An 18,586-nucleotide genomic window follows, 5' to 3' on the forward strand; every position below is an offset into this window, starting at 1 on the left:
CGAATCTTCTCGTCCGGAATCGGGCATTCAGGGAACTTCGGTGAGCCCTCGGGAGTCTTGGGGAGTAAGGGGAACAACAGATCACGAACACGGGGGTGTTCGGCCTTGACCGAGACCATCGAGAGGCTCACCGCGGAGACCACGGGGGGCGGCACAGGGGAGCAGGACAAGGAGAGCAAGAGGGCGCCCGAGGTCGCGCCCGAGGCGTACGAACTCACGCCGTACATCGCGCCGTTGACCGTGCCGCCGGTCCTGCGGCCCGCCGCCGACGACGTGCTGCGCGAGACGGAGATCGCCCTGCGCCCGGCCTGGGTGCGCCTGCACCCGCAGCTGCCACCGACCCTGATGTGGGGCTACGACGGACACGTGCCGGGCCCGACCATCGAGGTGCGGCGCGGCCGGCGGATCCGTATCGCCTGGACCAACCGCATCCCCAAGGACAGCGAGTACCCGGTCACCTCCGTGGAGGTGCCGCTGCGCACCGACGGCCGCCCGCAGGCCACCACCGAACCCGGCCGCGAGGGCGTCGAGCCGAACAAGGACGTCGCCGCCCTGCCCGCCTGGTCGGTGACCCACCTGCACGGCGCGCAGACCGGCGGCGGCAACGACGGCTGGGCGGACAACGCCGTGGGCTACGGCGACGCCCAGCTGTCGGAGTACCCGAACGACCACCAGGCGGTCCAGTGGTGGTACCACGACCACGCGATGAACATCACCCGCTGGAACGTGATGTCGGGCCTGTACGGCACCTACCTCGTGAGGGACGACGAGGAGGACGCCCTCCACCTGCCCTCCGGCGAGCGGGAGATCCCGCTCCTCATCGCCGACCGCAACCTCGACACCGACGAGGACGGCCGCCTCAACGGCCGGCTGCTGCACAAGACGGTGGTCGTCCAGCAGCGCAACCCGGAGACGGGCAAGCCGGTCTCCGTCCCGTTCACCGGCCCGTACACCACGGTCAACGGCCGTATCTGGCCGTACGCCGACGTCGACCCGGCCTGGTACCGGTTCCGGCTGGTGAACGCCTCCAACGCGCGCATCTTCGAGCTCGTCCTGATCGACGAGGACGGCGAGCCGGTGCCGGGGGCCGTCCACCAGATCGGCAGCGACGGCGGGCTGCTGCCGCGCCCGGTGCCGGTCGACTTCGACGCGGAGCTGCCCGCCCTCACCGCCGCACCGGCCGAGCGCTTCGACCTGCTGGTCGACTTCCGCGGGCTGGCCGGGCGGACGCTCCGCCTGGTGAACAAGGGCCCCAACCAGCCGGCGGGCGTGCCCGACCCGGCCGGTGACGTGCCCTACCCGGCCGTACTGGAGTTCCGGGTCGGCGAGAGCTGTGAGGAGGACACCTTCGAACTGCCCGAGGTGCTCTCCGGCTCCTTCCGCCGCCTCACCCACGACATCCCGCACGGCCACCGCATGATCCTGCTCACCCCGCCCCCCACCACAGGCGGCGGCGGGCACCCGGAGATATGGGAGATGACCGAGGTCCACGACACCGCCGGCCTCCAGCTCCCGGCCGACGGCATCGTCCAGATCACCGGACCCGACGGCACCACGAAGACGTACCGGCGTACCGCGCGGACGTTCAACGACGGGCTCGGCTTCACGATCGGCGAGGGCAGCCACGAGCAGTGGAGCTTCCTCAACCTCGCGCCCATCGTGCACCCCATGCACATCCACCTGGCCGACTTCCAGCTGCTGGGCCGGGACGCCTACGACGTCTCCGGCTTCGACCCGGCGGTCGGCGGCACCCGCACCCCCATCCGCCACGACGCGGGGACGGCGATCCCGCTCGCACCCAACGAGCGCGGCCTCAAGGACGTCTTCCGGGTCCCGGGCAGCCAGATGCTGCGGGTCATGGGCCGCTTCGACGGCGCGTACGGCCGGTTCATGTACCACTGCCACCTGCTGGAGCACGAGGACATGGGCATGATGCGGCCCTTCGTCGTCATGCCGCCCGAGGCCCTGAAGTTCGACCACGGCGGGGCGCACGGCGGCCACGGCGAGGGCCACACGGGCTGAGGCCGGCCGGGGTCACACCGGCAGGGCGGCCCGGGCCGCCGCGTGCTCGACCGCGGCTCGCGCCAGCGCCCGGATCATCGGGTGCGGGCGCGAGCCGTCGCCGGCCAGCTCGGGCTGGAACAGCGAGGCCAGGAAGAACGGATGGCCGGGCAGCTCGGCCATCCGGACATGGCCGTCCTCGTCGTGGCCGGAGAACCGCAACCCGTGGGCGCGGAGCGTGTCGAGGTGGCGGGAGGGACCGTAGGAGCAGAAGTACCGCTCCACCGTGCGCGCCGAGCCGATCACCGACGCGGCCAGCGAGCCGGGTTCGACCGTCACCGCCGCCTCGTGGCCCACCAGCGAGCAGGCCAGCGGCTCGATGAGCGGGTCCGCGGCGTCGGGGTCGTTCTCGGCGTGCGCGACGCCGGTCAGCCCGCACGCGTTCCGGGCGTACTCCAGCAGCGCGTGCTGGAAGCCGCCGCACGTGCCCAGGAAGGGAATGCCCTCCTCGCGCGCGGTGCGCACGGCGGCGAGGACGCCCGCCTCGCTGCGGTACGGGCTGCCCGGCAGCACCCACACGGCGTCGAACCCGCGCACCGCGCCCTCGGCCTCGGCGTCCTCCGAGGGGATCCAGTACGCGTCCAGGACCAGCCGGTCGCGGGCGGCCAGGGCGTCCAGCAGGAGCGGGACGCGGGTGTGCGAGACGACGTGCGGGGAGCGGTCCCCGACGAGGGCGAGGGTGGCGGTGTTCGTCATGGGCACCATCCTCGGTACGGCGGGACGTTCACGTCCAACGATGGTTTGTGCACGATCGATAAGCATCGCTGATGCAGTGGGATGCTGGGCGGCATGGACCCGCATCTGCTGCGCACGTACGTCACCGTGGCGCGTCTCGCCTCCTTCTCGGAGGCCGCGCGCGAGCTGGGCTACACCCAGTCCGCGGTCTCCCAGCACATCGCCGCCCTCGAACAGGACCTGGGCGCACCCCTGCTGACCCGCCGGCCGGTCGCGCCCACCGCGGCGGGCGAGCGGCTGCTGGAGCACGCGGGCCCGCTGCTGCTGCGGCTCGAGGCCGCCCGCGCCGACGTCGTCCGCATGGCCGCCGCGCCCCAGCACGGCCTGACCCTGGTCACCACCGCGACCGCGCTCGGCCCCGCCGTCCTCGGCGCGCTCCCGCCGGCCGGCGTCACCCTGCGCGTCCTCACCCGCGCGGAGATCCCCGCCGCCGTCGCCACCGGCACCGCCGACCTGGGCCTCGTCGACGGGCTGGCCGCGCCGAGCGATCCGCTGCGGCTGCCCGACGTGGCGCCGCTGACCACGTACGGCGTCGCCGAGGAGCCCGTCAGCGTCCTGCTGCCCGCCGGGCACCCCCTCGCCGGACGCCCCGGCCTGCGCCTCGGCGACCTCCGCGACGCCCGCTGGCTCGACGCGCCCGACGCATCCCTCCCGCTGGCGCACCTGCGCGCCGCGACCGCCGGCGGGGCCTTCCGGTCCGCCCTGCGCTACGAGGGCACCGACGTCCGCACCCTCACCGCCCTCGCGGCCGCGGGACACGGCCTGACCCTGCTGCCCCGCTCGGCGGCCACCACCCACCCCGGCACGACCGCCGTCCCCCTCACCGCCCCCCGCCTCGTCCACCGCACGGAACTCCTCCACAGCGGCAGCCCCGGGGGAGCGGCGGAGGAGGTGATGCGGCTCCTGGTCCGGCGGCGCAGCCCGGTGGTGCCGTGAGGGCCGGCCGCCGCCCGCCGGTGCCGCAGTGGCGTGCGTCCATGGCTACCCTCCGCCACCCTTCGGCCATTCTCACTCGTTCGTGTCTCGTCGCGGACCGTCGCCCCGGGTAGAGCACCAGCCGGAGGCGAGCGAACCATGGAACAGACTGCGTTGCGGCCCAAGCCGATGCCAGGTCAGGACCGGCGGGAGGACGGCACCCCGGCCCCCGCCCGCCGGCCGCATGCCGCGCCCCGGCGCGGACGGCGGCTGCGCACCCTGCTGTGCGGCCTGTGCGCGGGCATCCTGCTGGTGCTCTCGGGCGTCGGCATCGGCACGGTCGGCGCCACGGTGATCGGCATGAGCAGACTCGCCGAGCTGCAGCGCAAGGCCACGCCGCCCGCCCCCTCGGCCGACGCCACCCCCACGGCCGCCCCCGCCCCGGCGACGCCCGGCGCGGCACTGGGCGTGGAGGCCGTCGACGCCGAGAAGGCGGGCGCGCTGGTGGTGGGCGTGCACGTGCCCGGCCCCGGCTACGCGGCCGGCCTGGTCCGGGGGGACGTCGTCCTGCAACTCGGCGCGGCCCGCGTCGACACCGCCGCCGACCTCGCCCGCGCCGTCACCCGGGCCCGCCCCGGAAAGGCACTGCTCCTCACCGTGCGCCACAGCAGCGGCGGCTACCAGCAGTTGACGGTGACCACCGCGGCGGTGATCTGACCGGGCCGCGCCCCGGCCAGGGCCGAACCGCCCCCGCAGGACCGGGCGCCGAGGCGAGGGCGACACCGGGAATCCGGCCGCGGGCCCGTGACCCCGGCGGCGGCCCGCCAAGGCCCCCGCCGTCTCGTACACGCCGGGAAACCCGCTGGTCACCGCCCGTCCCGCGCGTCATCATGGGCCCATGCCGAGCCGCTTCCCCACGGACCGCGGGGCACCGGTTTCCGGGACCGGCTCGCGTCGTCCCGCCCGGGCGGGCAGGATGCTGCCCGAGACGCCGTCGCCCCGTTTCCTCACCCGTGCCCGGAGGCCCGGATGACCGGTACCACGCCCGCGCCCTTCACCGCCGCCGACTACCGCGCCCGCATGGAGCGCGCCGCGCGCGCCGCCGCCGACGCCGGCCTCGCCGGGCTGCTCGTGGCCCCGGGACCGGACATGGTGTGGCTCACCGGCTACACGCCCACCGCGGTCACGGAACGGCTCACCGTGCTGGTCCTCGCCCCCGGCCGGGACCCCGTGCTCGTCGTGCCCACCCTGGAGGCCCCGGACGCCGAGCACGCGGCCGGCGCCGCCGCGCTGACCCTGCGCGACTGGACCGACGGCAAGGACCCCTACGCCGTCACCGCCGGCCTCCTCGACGACCGCGGCCGGTTCGGCATCAGCGACAACACCTGGGCGATGCACCTGCTGGGCCTCCAGCGGGCCCTGCCCGACACCTCCTACGCCTCCCTCACCGACGCCCTGCCCATGCTCCGCGCGGTGAAGGACGCGGCCGAGCTGGAACTCCTCGCAGCCGCCGCAGCGGCTGCCGACGCAACGTTCGAGGCGATCCGGAAGGTTCCCTTCGCCGGCCGCCGCGAGTCCGACGTCGGCCAGGACCTCGCGAGCCTGCTGCGCCGCTTCGGCCACTCCCAGGTCGACTTCACCATCGTCGGCTCCGGCCCGAACGGCGCCAACCCGCACCACGAGGTGGGCGACCGCGTCATCCGGCCCGGCGACATGGTCGTCCTCGACTTCGGCGGCCTGAAGGACGGCTACGGCTCCGACACCACTCGCACGGTCCACGTCGGCGAGCCGACCGAGGAGGAGCGCCGGGTCCACGACGTCGTGCGCGCCGCCCAGGAGGCCGGCTTCCGGGCCGTACGCCCGGGCGTGGCCTGCCAGGAGGTCGACCGCGCCGCCCGCGCGGTGATCGCGGACGCCGGGTACGGCGAGTACTTCGTCCACCGCACCGGGCACGGCATCGGCGTCACCACGCACGAACCGCCGTACATGATCGAGGGCGAGCAGCAGCCGCTGGTGCCCGGCATGTGCTTCTCCGTGGAGCCCGGCATCTACCTGCCCGGCCGTTTCGGGGTGCGCATCGAGGACATCGTCACGGTGACCGAGGACGGCGGCCGCCGCCTCAACGACACCACCCGTGAGATGGTCATAGTGGACTGAGAGGCCCGAGGAGACCACTCTCGACGACACCCGGAACGGCGACGCGCGACCCATGACCCAGGCACCGACACCCACCGCGGACACCGTCCGCAGACTGGTCCGTTCGCTGCTCAAGGAGGGCGGCGGCGACGGCACCGGGGGACCCGACGTACGGCCCGTGACGGAGGACCGCGAGCACACCTGGTGGATCGGCGACCGCCATGTGCTGCGCCTCGCGCCCGACCGTGAGGCCTCCGTCCGCCGCCGCCGGGAACTGCGCCTGCGCGACCTGGTCCGCCCGCACGTGCCCGTCGCCGTGCCGACCAGCGTCGCGCACGGCGACTGGGCGCCCGGTCTCGCCTACACGCTCGACACCCGGGTGCCCGGCGGCACGGCCGACGAGCACGACGTCTCCGCCGTCGGCGAGGCCGATCTGGCCGGGCTGCTGAGCGGGCTGCGCGAGGTGCCCGCACGCCAGGCGGAGGCGCTCGGCATGCCGCGTACCGCGCCGCGCTCCCTGGAGGCGCTGCGCCGGATGGCCGTGCACGCGGCCGAACGGCTCGCCGCCGCCGACGAGTTCGACGCCGCCCGGCTGCACCAGCTGACCCCGCCCGGCGCGGCCCAGCTGGCCGCGCAGCCCGGCACCGCCGTCCTCACCCACCACGGGCTGACCGGCGCGCACGTGGTGGTCAGCGCCGACGGCCGGGTGCGCGGCGTCCTGGACTGGACCGCGGCGACCCTCGGCGACCCCGCCGAGGACATCGCCGGACTCGCCGTCGCGGTCGGCTCCCCGGCGGCCGTGCGCGCCGCCACCCTGGCCGGCTACGGCGCCCGCCCCTGCCTGCGCGGCCTGTGGCTGGCCCGCTGCGACACCGTCATCCGCCTCACCGACCACCTGGAGGGCCGCGCGGTCGGCTCCCTGCCCCTGCTGCGCACCCAGCTGCGGCGCGCCTGGGAGCCGATCCTGCTGGAGCGGGTCACGGACTTCCAGGAGGACGAGCCGGAGCCCTGACGCGGCCGCAGGGCCCCTCGGGGACCCGTCCGCGCCCACGGAGACCCTCAAGGGCTCCGCGCGGCCCCACGGGGCGCCTCAGGGCTGTGTCAGCACCACGCACGACTCCCCGGGCACCTGGAGGAGTCCGTCCCGGCCCGGCGCCTCGACCGGGTCCCAGGCGGCGAGGACCTCCACCCGGCCGGTGCCCAGCGGGATCGCCGCCTCCTGCCCGCCCAGGTTCACCGCCACCCGTACGTCCCCGCGCCGGAAGGCCAGCCAGCGGGCGTCCGCGTCGTACGCCACCTTGGTGTCCGCGAGGTCCGGGTCGGTGAGGTCGGGCTGTTCCCGGCGCAGCGCGACGAGCCGGCGGTACCAGGCCAGCACGCGCGCGTGGGGCTCGTGTTCCGGCTCCGACCAGTCCAGGCAGGACCGCTCCCGGGTCGCCGGGTCCTGCGGGTCGGGTACGTCCTCCTCGGCCCAGCCGTGCGAGGCGAACTCCCGCCGCCTGCCCCGCCGTACCGCCTCGGCCAGTTCGGCGTCGGTGTGGTCGGTGAAGAACTGCCAGGGCGTGCTCGCCGCCCACTCCTCGCCCATGAACAGCATCGGCGTGAACGGCGCGGTCAGTGTCAGCGTGGCCGCGCAGGCCAGCAGGCCGGGGGAGAGGCGGGCGGAGAGCCGGTCGCCCTGGGCGCGGTTGCCGACCTGGTCGTGGGTCTGGCTGTAGCCCAGCAGGCGGTGCCCGGCCACCCGCGCGCGGTCCAGCGGCCGGCCGTGGCTGCGGCCCCGGAAGCTGGAGTACGTGCCGTCGTGGAAGTAGCCGCCGGTGAGCGTCTTGGCGAGCGCGCCGAAGGGGTCCCGCGCGAAGTCGGCGTAATAGCCCTGCGACTCGCCGGTCAGCGCGGTGTGCAGGGCGTGGTGGAAGTCGTCGTTCCACTGCGCGTGCAGGCCGAGGCCGTTCTCCGCGCGCGGGGTGATGAACCGCGGGTTGTTCAGGTCCGACTCGGCGATCAGGAACAGCGGCCTGCCCACCTCGTCGGCCAGACCGTCCACGGCCGCCGACAGCTCCTCCAGGAAGTGGCACGCGCGCGTGTCGTACAGGCTGTGCACCGCGTCCAGCCGCAGCCCGTCGATCCGGTAGTCCCGCAGCCACGCCAGCGCGCTGCCCAGGAGGAACGCGCGCACCTCGTCCGAGCCGGGCGCGTCCAGGTTCACCGCCGACCCCCACGGGGTGGTGTGCGTGTCCGTGAAGTACGGCCCGAACCGCGGCAGATGGTTCCCCGACGGGCCCAGGTGGTTGTGCACGACGTCCAGGACGACGCCCAGCCCGAGCTCGTGCGCCCGGTCGACGAAGCGCTTCAGTGCCTCGGGGCCGCCGTACGGCTCGTGCACCGCCCACAGCGACACGCCCTCGTACCCCCAGCCGTGCCGGCCCGGGAAGGGGCACAGCGGCATCAACTCGACGTGTGTCACGCCCAGTTCCACCAGGTGCTCCAGCCGGGCCGCGGCGGCGTCCAGGGTGCCCTCACGGGTGTACGTGCCCACGTGCAGCTCGTACAGCACCGCGCCCGGCAGCCCGCGCCCCGGCCACTGCGCGCGCCAGGTGTGGCGCCCGTGGTCCACGACCGCGCTCAGCCCGTCCGGGCCGTCCGGCTGGCGGCGCGAGCGCGGGTCGGGCAGTACCGGCCCGTCGTCCAGCGCGAACCCGTACCGCGCGCCGTCCTGCGCCTCCGCCTCGCCCGTCCACCACCCCTCGCGCGCGGGATCGCGCGCCAACGCGCGCGTGGTGCCCTCGCAATGGAGCGTCACCCGGTCTGCCTGCGGTGCCCACACCTCGAACTGCACGGACGGTTCCCCTTCGTCTGCTCACCGTGATGTCCCGCGTGTCCATCGTGCCGTCCCGGACGATCAATCCGCTTTCGAATCCGCCCTTTGCCGGCAGGTGTCGCGGAAGTGCCGGTGCACCGGCACCGATTCCGCGTTTTCTGGACACTCGGGGTTCACTGCCCGACAATCACCTGCGTGACGTCGTCCTTCGAGTTCTCCACCTACCCCGCGCGCCTGTCCGACGCGGAGCGCGACAAGGCGCTGCAGGTGCTGCGCGACGGCGTCGCCATGGGCCGGCTCTCGCACGACACGTTCGTCCGCCGCATGGAGCTGGCGCTCGTCGCGCGCCGCTCCGACGAACTCGCCGCCCTCGTCGCCGACCTGCCCCGGGAGAACCGGTTCTCCCGCGCGGTCCTCGGCACCGTGGAGGCCGTCTCCGGGTTCACCGTGCGGCTGCGCCGGGCCTGGCAGGCCGAGCGGCTGCCCAAGCTGCTGCTGCCGCACCCGTCGCACACCCATCCGCTGCGCATAGGCCGCGACCCCGCGAACGGGCTGCGCCTGAACCACGAGACCGTCTCCCGCGTGCACGCCGAGCTCCGCCGTCAGCACGGCCTGTGGATCCTCAGGGACCTGGGCTCCACCAACGGCACCACCGTCAACGGCCGCCGGGTGACCGGGGCGGTCGTCGTCCGCGAGGGCGACCAGGTCGCCTTCGGCCGGGCGGCGTTCCGGCTCGCGACCGGCTGACCCCGCCCGGCCGGTTCCGTTCGAACGGGCGCCCGGTCACGCGCGCGTGCCCTCCCGATCGGGTGAGCCGCACTGCGGAAGCCGGGCCGCCGTGCCGATGGAACGGGCATGACGTACCTCACCAGAGCGGCAGCGGCGGCCGGTGCCCTGCTGGCCGCCGCCGGCCTCCTCACCGCGGGCCCGGCCCGCGCGGCCTCCCGCGACGTCCTCCCGGACACCTGGCTCTACCTGGCCGTCACCAAGGGCGACGCCCGGTCCTCCGACACCCGCGGCACGCTGCTGCTGTGCGACCCGCCCCTGGGCCACGCGCACGCCTCCGAGGCGTGTGCCGACCTGTCCGCCGCCGGGGGAGACATCGCCCGCATCCCGGCCGCGAACGTCTTCTGCCCGATGATCTTCGCGCCGGTGACGGTCCACGCGCGCGGGCGCTGGCACGGCCGGTCGGTCGACTTCCAGGAGACGTACACCAGCATGTGCGTCATGAGGGCGCGCACGGGGTCGGTCTTCACCCTGGACGGCTGACGGGCGCGCCACGGCCGGGCGGCGCGGGCCGGTGCACGGGTGGCGGGGAGCCGGTGCTCCGGCCGGCGTGGGACGGACGGCGGCTCACCACGCCTGCTCGCGCGCCTGCTGCGCCGCCACCAGCACCGTCCGGGACTGGTGTTCCACCTGGTGCTCCAACGGCACCCAGCGGGCCCTGAACCGCTCCGCGAAGGCATCGCACCACGTCGCGACGAGCTGCTCCAGGCGGGGCGCCGCCCGGTCGTCCGTCTCCCGCAGCACCCGCAGCAGCATCGCCGCCGCCCGCAGCGGCAGCCGCCGTCCGAAGGCGTCCACGCTGCCGACGTAGGCCATCGTCGTGGCCGCAGGGGACGTGTGGGTCCAGTCCTCGGCCAGGCCCGGGATCAGCTCCAGCGCCCACCGGGCGGCACGCAGCAACGGCCCGTCCACGCCCTCCAGCCGGGGCAGCGCCTCGGCCAGGATCCGCTCCACCTCCCGGGCGTCCCGCAGCAGCCGCGCGGCCAGCCGCCGCATGGCCGCCTCCGGTGCCGGGTGCGGCGCCGGGTCGTCCACCAGGTCGCTGGCCCACATCGGCACCTCCACCACGGCCGTCAGACCGCCGTACCGGTGGGCGTGGTACCAGGTGCTGTGCCGGGCGTCGTCCGGCATGCTCGGATAGGCCACGCCGGACTCGGGACCGGGCATCACGTGCACCCCGGGGCCGGAGGCCGGCCAGCCCGCCGCGTCCGAGGCCCCCGTCTCCACCGGAATGTGCAGTTCCGCCGCGGACTTGGCGAACGGCTCGGCGAGGCCCGGCACGTCCTTGGTCAACTGCACCCAGCTGCCGCCCAGATCGGTGCCGTGCAAGGTCACCTGGAGGTACGGGCGCAGCTCGTCGATCACCCCGGTCAGCGCCCGCGTCTCGGGCGGCAGCCGGTCCGGCGGCAGCACCGAGGGCGACCACTCCGGCTGCTCCGCGCCCGTCGGCCGGTAGAAGCCGAGGTGGTAGTCGAGCAGACTGCGCGGGGCCGGGGTGACGTGCAGACTCGCGCCGTCCGGGTCCGCGCACAGCAGGAAGTGCCAGGACGTGCCCGCGCGCAACTCGGGCTCCGCCAGCACTCTTTCGGCAAGCACCCGCAGGGTGGAGCCGCCCGTCGGCTCGTTGGCGTGCGCGCCCGCCACCACGAGCACCGCACGGCGGGCGTGCCCCACCGACAGCAGGTGCAAGGGTCTTCCCGCGCGCGAGACGCCCACCTGACGCAGCGCGCACAGCCCGGGTTCCTGCCCCGCCAACGCCTGAGCGGAGGCGACCAGTTCGGGAACGCTGGGATAGCGCAGCTCCGGCAGTGGACTCACCCCCGACTTGTCCGCCCGGCTTCGCCCTCCAAGTCCCGCACGCGCGCGGGCAACTGTCAAGCATGCGGCGGGGGAGGCTCCCGGGGGCGCCCGGACGCAGGGGCCCGCCCCCGTACGGGTCACTGCGTTCCGTGGGTTCACTGCTGGTGCAGACCGCGTCCCGCGAGCGTCAGGAACACCTCGCCCACCGCCTCCGACAGGGTGGGGTGCGGGTGCACGTGCCGGGCGACGTCCGCGGGCTCGGCGTCCCAGCCGACGATCAGCTGGCTCTCGGCGATCATCTCCGACACGTGGGGGCCGACCAGGTGCACGCCGAGCACCTGCCCGCCGCCGGCCTCCGCCACGACCTTCACCAGGCCGCCCTGCCCGTGCACCATGCCCTTGGCGACGGCGGTCAGCGGCATCGTGTCGACGTCGACCTCGTGCCCACGCCCGCGTGCCTCGGCCTCGGTCAGTCCCACCGAGGCGGTCTGCGGCGCGGAGTACGTCACCCGGGGCACGGCCGCGTAGTCCACCGGCGCCGACGGCAGCCCGGCCAGCGTCTCGGCCACCAGCAGGCCCTCCGCGAAGGAGGCGTGGGCGAGGCCGAGCGAGGGCGGCGGCAGCAGGTCGCCGACCACGTGCACGCCCGGCACGGCCGTCTCCAGCCGGCTCCAGTCCGCCGGTACGACGAACCCCCGCTCGTCCGTCGTCAGCCCGGCCGCGGCCAGGCCCAGCTCCTCGGTGACCGGCGCCCGGCCGACGGCCACCAGCAGCCGGTCCGCCGCCACCGTCCGGGTCTCGCCCCGCGCGGTGCGCACGCGCGCGCGTACGCCGTGCTCCAGCAGCTCCGCGTCCAGCAGCCGGGCGCCCGCCTGCACGTCGATCCCGCGCTTCTTCAGGCCGCGTGTCAGATGCCGGCTCACATCGGCGTCCTCCAGCGGCACGATCCGGTCGGCGGCCTCCACCAGGGTGACCTCCGCGCCCATGGACCGGTGGAAGGAGGCGTACTCCACGCCGATCGCGCCGCCGCCCAGCACCAGGACGGACGCCGGGAGCCCCGGCGCGAACAGCGCGTCGTCACTGGTCACCACGCGCCGCCCGTCCGGCGCGAGCCCCGGGAGCGTGCGCGGCCGCGAGCCGGTCGCGAGGACGATCCCGCGGCGCGCCGCGAAGTCCTGCACGCCGGGTGGCAGACCACCGGGTGCGCTCGGCGCGGTGTCCGCGCGCACCCCCTCCACCCGCACTGTGCGGGCCCCTGTCAGCCGCGCGCTGCCCCGCACCACCCGCACGCCCGCGTGCGCGAGATGCGCCTCCACGCCCTTGTGGTTGCGCGCCACGATGTCGTCCCGTGTGGCCACCAGCGCCCCCCAGTCGACGGAGTCCACGGTCGCCTTCACCCCCCAGCGCTCGCGGGCCTCGGCGATCCCGTCGACCAGCTCGGCGGCGTGCAGCATCGCCTTGCTCGGGATGCAGCCCCGGTGCAGACACGTCCCGCCGACCTTGTCGCGCTCGACCAGGACGACGTCCAGGCCGAGGGCGGCGGCGCGCAGGGCGGTGCCGTAGCCACCGGTGCCGCCGCCGATGACGATCACGTCGGATGTATGGATGCCCGTATCGATGGTCATGGCATCCACCTTCCGTCCACCCATTGTCATGAGTCCAAGGCAATGTTGTTGTAGAATCCATGCACGGTCTTTATGGGTGGACCATGCGGACGGAGAGTACGGAGAAGGGGAAGCGGAGTTGAGTCTGCGCCAGATGGAGTACTTCGTGACGGTCGTCCACGAGGCGTCGTTCACACGCGCGGCGGACGCCCTGCACGTCACCCAGCCCGCGCTCTCGCACCAGATCAAGGCGCTGGAGAAGTCGGTCGGCGGCGCCCTGCTGGAGCGGCTGCCCCGGGGCGTGCGCCTCACCCCCATGGGCCGCGCCTTCCTGCCGCACGCCGAACTCGCCGTCCGCAGCGCCGCGCAGGCCCGCCGCGCGGCCCGCGCCACCGTCGGCGCCGAGGGCGGCGAGCTGCACGTCGCGGCCCTGCACTCCATCGCCGTCGGCGCCCTGCCCGACGTCTTCGCCCGCTGGCGCACGGCCCACCCGAGGGTCCTGCTGCGCCTGCACGAGTACGCCACCGCCGAGGCCCTGGAGGAGGCCGTGCAGCACGGCACCGCCGACCTCGCCGTCGGCCCCGAGCCCGCCGGCCGGTCCGGCACCGTCGTGCCCGTCGGGGAGGAGGAGGTCGTCCTCGTCGTGCCCTTCGACGACCGCCTCGCGGGCCGTACGACGGTCACGCTCCCGGAACTCGCCGACCACCCGTGGATCCGCTGTGCCATGGAGCCCGTCGTGCACGGCGAACGCTTCCTCGACTGGGCCTGCGGGAAGGCCGGGTTCCGGCCCCGGACCGCCGTGTGGACCGAACACACCTCCACGGCCGTACGGATGGCCGCCGCCGGCGTCGGGGTGTGCGCCGCGCCCGCCCACATCGTGCGCGGCGCCGTCGGCGAGGACTGCGTGGTCCTCACCCCCGACCCGCCCTGGAAGCGCCCCCTGGCCGTCTACGCGCGCGTGCCGCCCACCGGGGCCGCCGCGGCCTTCGTGGACCTCCTGCACGCCTCCTGGCCGCCCCTGCGGACCCCCGGGCCGTACGACGACTGCGAGCTGCCCGCCGCACCGGCCACCTGACCCGGCCCCTCAGTCCTCCGCGACCCGCTCCAGCAGCGCCACCGGCAGCCGGTCCAGGAGGTCCGCCACACGCGCGTGGCCGGTGAACTCCCGTCCCGGGGTGAGCACGTCCGCCCAGCGGCCGGGCGGCAGCGGCAGCCGCGTCTCCCGCCAGCCGCCCGCCTCCGCGAGCCGCAGCGACAGCCGGGTCACCGCCGTGACCACCTCACCGGAGCGCGCGAAGGCCAGGCAGTGCTCGGCCGCCGGGCCCTCGGCGGCCAGCGGGTCGTACGACGCGTCCGCGCCGAACACGTCCGGCCGCCGGGCGCGCAGCCGCAGCGCCGCCGCCGTCAGCGCGTCCTTCTCGCCGGACGCCTCCGGCGGGAACGCCGCCGGCCGCCGGTTGTCCGGGTCCACCAGCGCCCGGTACTCGCCCTCCGAGCCCTGGTAGACGTCCGGCACCCCCGGCATCGTGAGATGGACCAGCGCGGTACCGAGGACGTTGGCCCGGATCTGCGGCTCCAGGGCCTTGCGGAACGCGGCCACGCGCTGGCCGGACGGCCCGCACGGCCCGGCCGCGACGAACGCCGCCACCGCCTCCTCGTACGGCGGCTCCTGCTCCGTCCAGCTGGTGTACATGCCCGCCTCGCGCACGTGCTTCAGCAGCGCCTGCCCAACCCGGTCGTCCGCGGCCTGGCCCAGCCCGAAGACCGTCTGCCAGGCCGCCCAGGCCAGCTGCCCGTCCGGCGCGCCCTCCTCGGCCAGGCTCACCTCGGCGAGCAGCGCCGACCAGCGGTCCGGGCACTCGGTGAGGACGGCGAGCGCGGCGCGCACGTCCGCGCTGCGCTTGGTGTCGTGCGTGGAGACGACCGTGCCGGTGAGCGGCCAGTCGCGCTGCACGCGCGCGCAGTACGCGTGGAACTCCTCCGGTGCCACGCCCGGACTGCCCGGATCGCCGCCCACCTCGGCCGTCGACAGCAGCGGCACGTAGCGGTAGAACGCCGTGTCCTCCACCGACTTGGCCCGCAGTGCCGAGGCGGTCTGCGCGAACCGGGTGCGGAACTCCACCCGGTCGGCGTGGTCCGGCGCCGACGGGTCGCCGGGCGGCTCGACCAGCAGCCGGCGCACGATGCCGACGGCCTCGGCCTCCTCGGGCACCACGAACGCCAGCCGGGCCTCCTCGGCCGCCTCCTCGGTGATCACGGCGGAGGCGTCACCGGAGGCGTACGGCCGGTAGACCCGCATCCGCACCAGCAGCTCCTCCACGGCCGTGCGCAGCGCCCAGGGCGCGCGGTCGCGCAGCGACAGGTCGGGCGAGGCGGCGCACAGCCGGGCGGCCACGCGGGTGAGCCGGTCCGTCTCGGTGGCCAGCTCGTGGGTGAGCACCTTGTACGCGGCCCGCCGCACCGTGGCCTCCCAGTTGCCGCCCCGGTCGGTCTGCGGCGCCGCGAACGCCCGGTACCGGCCCAGCAGTTCGTACGCCCCGGTACGGTCCGTGAACAGGCCGTCGACGTGCCGCAGGGCGTCGTAGCCCGTGGTGCCCGCGACGGGCCAGGAGGCCGGCAGGTGCTCGCCGTCGGCGAGGATCTTCTCCACGACCGTCCAGCGCCCGCCGGTCGCCTCGTGCAGCCGCGCCAGATAGCCGTCGGGGTCGGCGAGTCCGTCGGGGTGGTCGATCCGCAGCCCGTCGACCACGCCCTCCGCCAGCAGCCGCAGGATCGTGCCGTGGGTGGCCTCGAACACCTCCGGGTCCTCCACCCGCAGCCCGATCAGCTCGGAGATGCTGAAGAACCGCCGGTAGTTCAGCTCGGTACGGGCCAGCCGCCACCACACCGGGCGGTACCACTGGGCGTCCAGCAGCTCGGGCAGCGGCAGGTGCCCGGTGCCGGGGCGGAGCGGGAAGACGTGGTCGTGGTAGCGCAGCACGTCGCCGTCGGCCACCAGGTGCGCCAGCTCCGAACCGATCGGGCCGCCGAGCACCGGCAGCAGCACCCGGCCGCCCTGCGCCTCCCAGTCGATGTCGAACCAGCGTGCGTACGGCGACGCGGGCCCCTCGCGCAGCACCTCCCACAGGGCGCGGTTGTGCCGGGGCGACACCGCCATGTGGTTCGGCACGATGTCCACCACCAGGCCGAGGCCGTGCTCCCGCGCGGTGCGCGCCAGCGCGCGCAGCCCCTCCTCGCCGCCCAGCTCCTCGCGCACGCGCGCGTGGTCCACGACGTCGTAGCCGTGCACGGAGCCCGGGACGGCCTCCAGGACCGGGGACAGGTGCAGGTGCGAGACGCCGAGCGACGCCAGGTACGGTACGGCCGCTTCGGCGGCGGCGAACGGGAACGCGGGCTGGAGCTGCAGCCGGTAGGTGGCCGTGGGCACCCCCGGTCCGGGTCGCGCAGAAGTCATGGGAACCTACGTACCCCGCTCGCCGTCTTTTGTGTCATCACCCCCCGTACGGACCCACGCGCGCGGGCGCACGCAGCCCCGGCACACGCGCGTGCGGGACGCGCCGTCCCGTCGGGGCGGCCGCGTCGTCCCGCCGCACGCCCGCTACGCCGGTCGTTGCAGCACCGTCAGACTGCGGTCCGGCAGGGTGAGGCGGTCTCCGGCCGCGACCTTCTCGCCCGTCCCCGGCGGCACGCCCTCCGGGCGGGCCGTGTCGACCACCACCTGCCACTGCCGGCCGTGGTCGACCGGCACCAGGAAGTCCAGCGGCTCGGGTGAGGCGTTGAACATCAGCAGGAAGGAGTCGTCGGTGATGCGCTCCCCACGCGGACCGGGCTCGGAGATGGCGTTGCCGTTCAGGAACACCGTCAGCGCGGACGCCTGCGCCGAGTTCCAGTCCCGCTGCGTCATCTCACCGCCCTCCGGGGTGAACCACGCGATGTCGGACAGCTCGTCGTGCGTGCCCTCCACCGGACGGCCGTGGAAGAAGCGGCGCCGGCGGAAGACGGGGTGGTCGCGGCGCAGCCACACCATCGCGCGCGTGAACTCCAGCAGGCCGTTCTCCGGCGACTCCGGCGACTCCGGCCAGTCCAGCCACGACAGCTCGTTGTCCTGGCAGTAGGCGTTGTTGTTGCCGCGCTGGGTGCGGGCGAACTCGTCGCCGTGGCTGATCATCGGCACGCCCTGGGACAGCATCAGCGTGGCGATGAAGTTCCGCATCTGCCGGGCGCGCAGCCGCAGCACCTCCTCGTCGTCGGTGTCGCCCTCCACCCCGCAGTTCCAGGACCGGTTGTGGCTCTCGCCGTCCCGGTTGTCCTCGCCGTTGGCACTGTTGTGCTTGTCGTTGTACGCCACGAGGTCGTGCAGCGTGAATCCGTCGTGGCAGGTGACGAAGTTGATGGAGGCGAGCGGCCGGCGGCCGTCGTCCTGGTAGAGGTCGGAGGAGCCGGTCAGCCGGGAGGCGAACTCCGCGAGCGTGCGCGGCTCGCCCCGCCACAGGTCCCGTACGGTGTCGCGGTACTTGCCGTTCCACTCGGTCCACAGGGGCGGGAAGTTGCCCACCTGGTAGCCGCCCTCGCCCACGTCCCACGGCTCGGCGATCAGCTTGACCTGGGAGACCACCGGGTCCTGCTGCACCAGGTCGAAGAACGACGACAGCCGGTCCACCTCGTGGAACTGCCGGGCCAGCGTGGCCGCCAGGTCGAAGCGGAAACCGTCGACGTGCATGTCGGTGACCCAGTACCGCAGCGAGTCCATGATCAGCTGGAGCACGTGCGGGGACCGCATGAGCAGGGAGTTCCCGGTGCCCGTGGTGTCCATGTAGTAGCGGGGATCGTCCGCGAGCCGGTAGTACGACGGGTTGTCGAGGCCCTTGAAGGACAGCGTCGGGCCCAGATGGTTGCCCTCGGCGGTGTGGTTGTAGACCACGTCCAGGATGACCTCGATGCCGGCCTCGTGCAGCGCCCGGACCGCCGACTTGAACTCCAGCACCTGCTGGCCGCGGTCGCCCCAGGAGGCGTACGCGTTGTGCGGGGCGAAGAAGCCGATGGTGTTGTAGCCCCAGTAGTTGTTCAGGCCCATGTCGACCAGCCGGTGGTCGTTCACGAACTGGTGGACGGGCATCAGTTCGAGCGCCGTCACCCCGAGCTTGACCAGGTGTTCGATGATCGCCGGGTGGGCGAGGGCCGCGTAGGTGCCGCGCAGCTCCTCGGGCAGCCCCGGGTGGCGCATGGTCAGGCCCTTGACGTGGGCCTCGTAGATCACGGTGTGGTGGTAGTCGGTGCGCGGGGGCCGGTCGTCGCCCCAGTCGAAGTACGGATTGATCACCACGGAGGTCATGGTGTGCGGCGCCGAGTCCAGGTCGTTGCGCCGGTCCGGCGCGCCGAAGTGGTAGCCGTACACCTCCTCGCCCCACCGGACCGAGCCGCTGACCGCCTTCGCGTACGGGTCGAGCAGCAGTTTCGCCGAGTTGCAGCGCAGCCCGCGCCCGGGGTCGTACGGGCCGTGCACCCGGAACCCGTACCGTTGCCCCGGCATCACGCCCGGCACGTACGCGTGCCGCACGAACGCGTCGCTCTCGCGCAGTTCCACCGCCGTCTCCGAGCCGTCGTCGTGCAGCAGACACAGCTCTACTCGGTTCGCGGCCTCCGTGAAGACCGCGAAGTTGGTTCCGGCGCCGTCATAGGTGGCGCCGAGCGGATACGCCTCTCCAGGCCAGACCTGCATGAATACGACTCT

The 18,586-nt window shown here is 74.4% G+C and carries 14 protein-coding genes; 8 read left to right on the forward strand and 6 right to left on the reverse strand.

Going from position 1 to position 18,586, the window contains the following annotated elements; all coding sequences use genetic code 11:
* Window positions 1-105 precede the first annotated feature (105 nt).
* Window positions 106-2,022, forward strand: coding sequence for an O-aminophenol oxidase PhsA (gene phsA, locus ABZ923_RS02935; protein WP_361465949.1), 1,917 nt, complete (start codon window positions 106-108; stop codon window positions 2,020-2,022).
* A gap of 12 nt (window positions 2,023-2,034) precedes the next feature.
* Here phsA and ABZ923_RS02940 read toward each other — a convergent pair whose 3' ends face one another.
* Window positions 2,035-2,757, reverse strand: coding sequence for a hypothetical protein (locus ABZ923_RS02940; protein WP_361465952.1), 723 nt, complete (start codon window positions 2,755-2,757; stop codon window positions 2,035-2,037).
* A 93-nt stretch (window positions 2,758-2,850) separates the two neighbouring features.
* Here ABZ923_RS02940 and ABZ923_RS02945 point away from each other — a divergent pair, with 93 nt between their 5' ends.
* The 4 genes from ABZ923_RS02945 to ABZ923_RS02960 all read left to right on the forward strand — a co-directional run bounded on the left by ABZ923_RS02945 (window position 2,851) and on the right by ABZ923_RS02960 (window position 6,859).
* Window positions 2,851-3,732: a LysR family transcriptional regulator gene (locus ABZ923_RS02945; protein WP_361465954.1), complete on the forward strand. Its 882-nt coding sequence runs from the start codon at window positions 2,851-2,853 to the stop codon at window positions 3,730-3,732.
* 138 nt (window positions 3,733-3,870) lie between these two features.
* Entirely contained in the window at window positions 3,871-4,428 is a 558-nt protein-coding gene (locus ABZ923_RS02950; protein WP_361465957.1) for a PDZ domain-containing protein, read from the forward strand.
* A gap of 312 nt (window positions 4,429-4,740) precedes the next feature.
* Window positions 4,741-5,868, forward strand: a complete 1,128-nt coding sequence (locus tag ABZ923_RS02955) for an aminopeptidase P family protein (RefSeq protein ID WP_361465960.1) — start codon at window positions 4,741-4,743, stop codon at window positions 5,866-5,868.
* A gap of 52 nt (window positions 5,869-5,920) precedes the next feature.
* Complete coding sequence (locus ABZ923_RS02960) at window positions 5,921-6,859, forward strand: aminoglycoside phosphotransferase family protein (protein WP_361465962.1); 939 nt, start codon at window positions 5,921-5,923, stop codon at window positions 6,857-6,859.
* A gap of 78 nt (window positions 6,860-6,937) precedes the next feature.
* On the opposite strand, the gene treZ is transcribed toward ABZ923_RS02960, so the two are convergent.
* Window positions 6,938-8,683, reverse strand: coding sequence for a malto-oligosyltrehalose trehalohydrolase (gene treZ / locus ABZ923_RS02965; protein WP_361465965.1), 1,746 nt, complete (start codon window positions 8,681-8,683; stop codon window positions 6,938-6,940).
* Window positions 8,684-8,860: 177 nt separating this feature from the next.
* Here treZ and ABZ923_RS02970 point away from each other — a divergent pair, with 177 nt between their 5' ends.
* Together ABZ923_RS02970 and ABZ923_RS02975 are read left to right on the forward strand one after the other, a co-directional pair.
* Window positions 8,861-9,412 carry a DUF1707 and FHA domain-containing protein gene (locus tag ABZ923_RS02970; protein WP_361465968.1) on the forward strand — a complete coding sequence of 184 codons (552 nt, stop codon included), beginning with the start codon at window positions 8,861-8,863 and terminating at the stop codon, window positions 9,410-9,412.
* Between the two features lie 108 nt (window positions 9,413-9,520).
* A complete protein-coding gene (locus ABZ923_RS02975; RefSeq protein WP_361465969.1) occupies window positions 9,521-9,934 on the forward strand; it encodes an SSI family serine proteinase inhibitor in 414 nt (137 codons plus the stop codon).
* An 84-nt stretch (window positions 9,935-10,018) separates the two neighbouring features.
* Here ABZ923_RS02975 and ABZ923_RS02980 read toward each other — a convergent pair whose 3' ends face one another.
* Window positions 10,019-11,269, reverse strand: a complete 1,251-nt coding sequence (locus ABZ923_RS02980) for a M14 family zinc carboxypeptidase (protein WP_361465972.1) — start codon at window positions 11,267-11,269, stop codon at window positions 10,019-10,021.
* A 137-nt stretch (window positions 11,270-11,406) separates the two neighbouring features.
* Window positions 11,407-12,876, reverse strand: a complete 1,470-nt coding sequence (lpdA, locus tag ABZ923_RS02985; protein WP_361465974.1) for a dihydrolipoyl dehydrogenase — start codon at window positions 12,874-12,876, stop codon at window positions 11,407-11,409.
* A 118-nt stretch (window positions 12,877-12,994) separates the two neighbouring features.
* Between lpdA and ABZ923_RS02990 the strand changes: the two genes are divergently transcribed.
* The gene (locus ABZ923_RS02990; RefSeq protein ID WP_361465976.1) at window positions 12,995-13,930 is read left to right on the forward strand and encodes a LysR family transcriptional regulator; all 936 of its coding nucleotides are present in this window, start codon (window positions 12,995-12,997) and stop codon (window positions 13,928-13,930) included.
* A 9-nt stretch (window positions 13,931-13,939) separates the two neighbouring features.
* Here ABZ923_RS02990 and treY read toward each other — a convergent pair whose 3' ends face one another.
* Complete coding sequence (treY, locus tag ABZ923_RS02995; protein WP_361465979.1) at window positions 13,940-16,309, reverse strand: malto-oligosyltrehalose synthase; 2,370 nt, start codon at window positions 16,307-16,309, stop codon at window positions 13,940-13,942.
* Between the two features lie 144 nt (window positions 16,310-16,453).
* Window positions 16,454-18,574, reverse strand: coding sequence for a glycogen debranching protein GlgX (gene glgX, locus ABZ923_RS03000; RefSeq protein ID WP_361465982.1), 2,121 nt, complete (start codon window positions 18,572-18,574; stop codon window positions 16,454-16,456).
* Between the last annotated feature and the right edge of the window lie 12 nt (window positions 18,575-18,586).

It is taken from the genome of Streptomyces sp. NPDC046881, assembly GCF_040645015.1.
Lineage (GTDB): Bacteria > Actinomycetota > Actinomycetes > Streptomycetales > Streptomycetaceae > Streptomyces.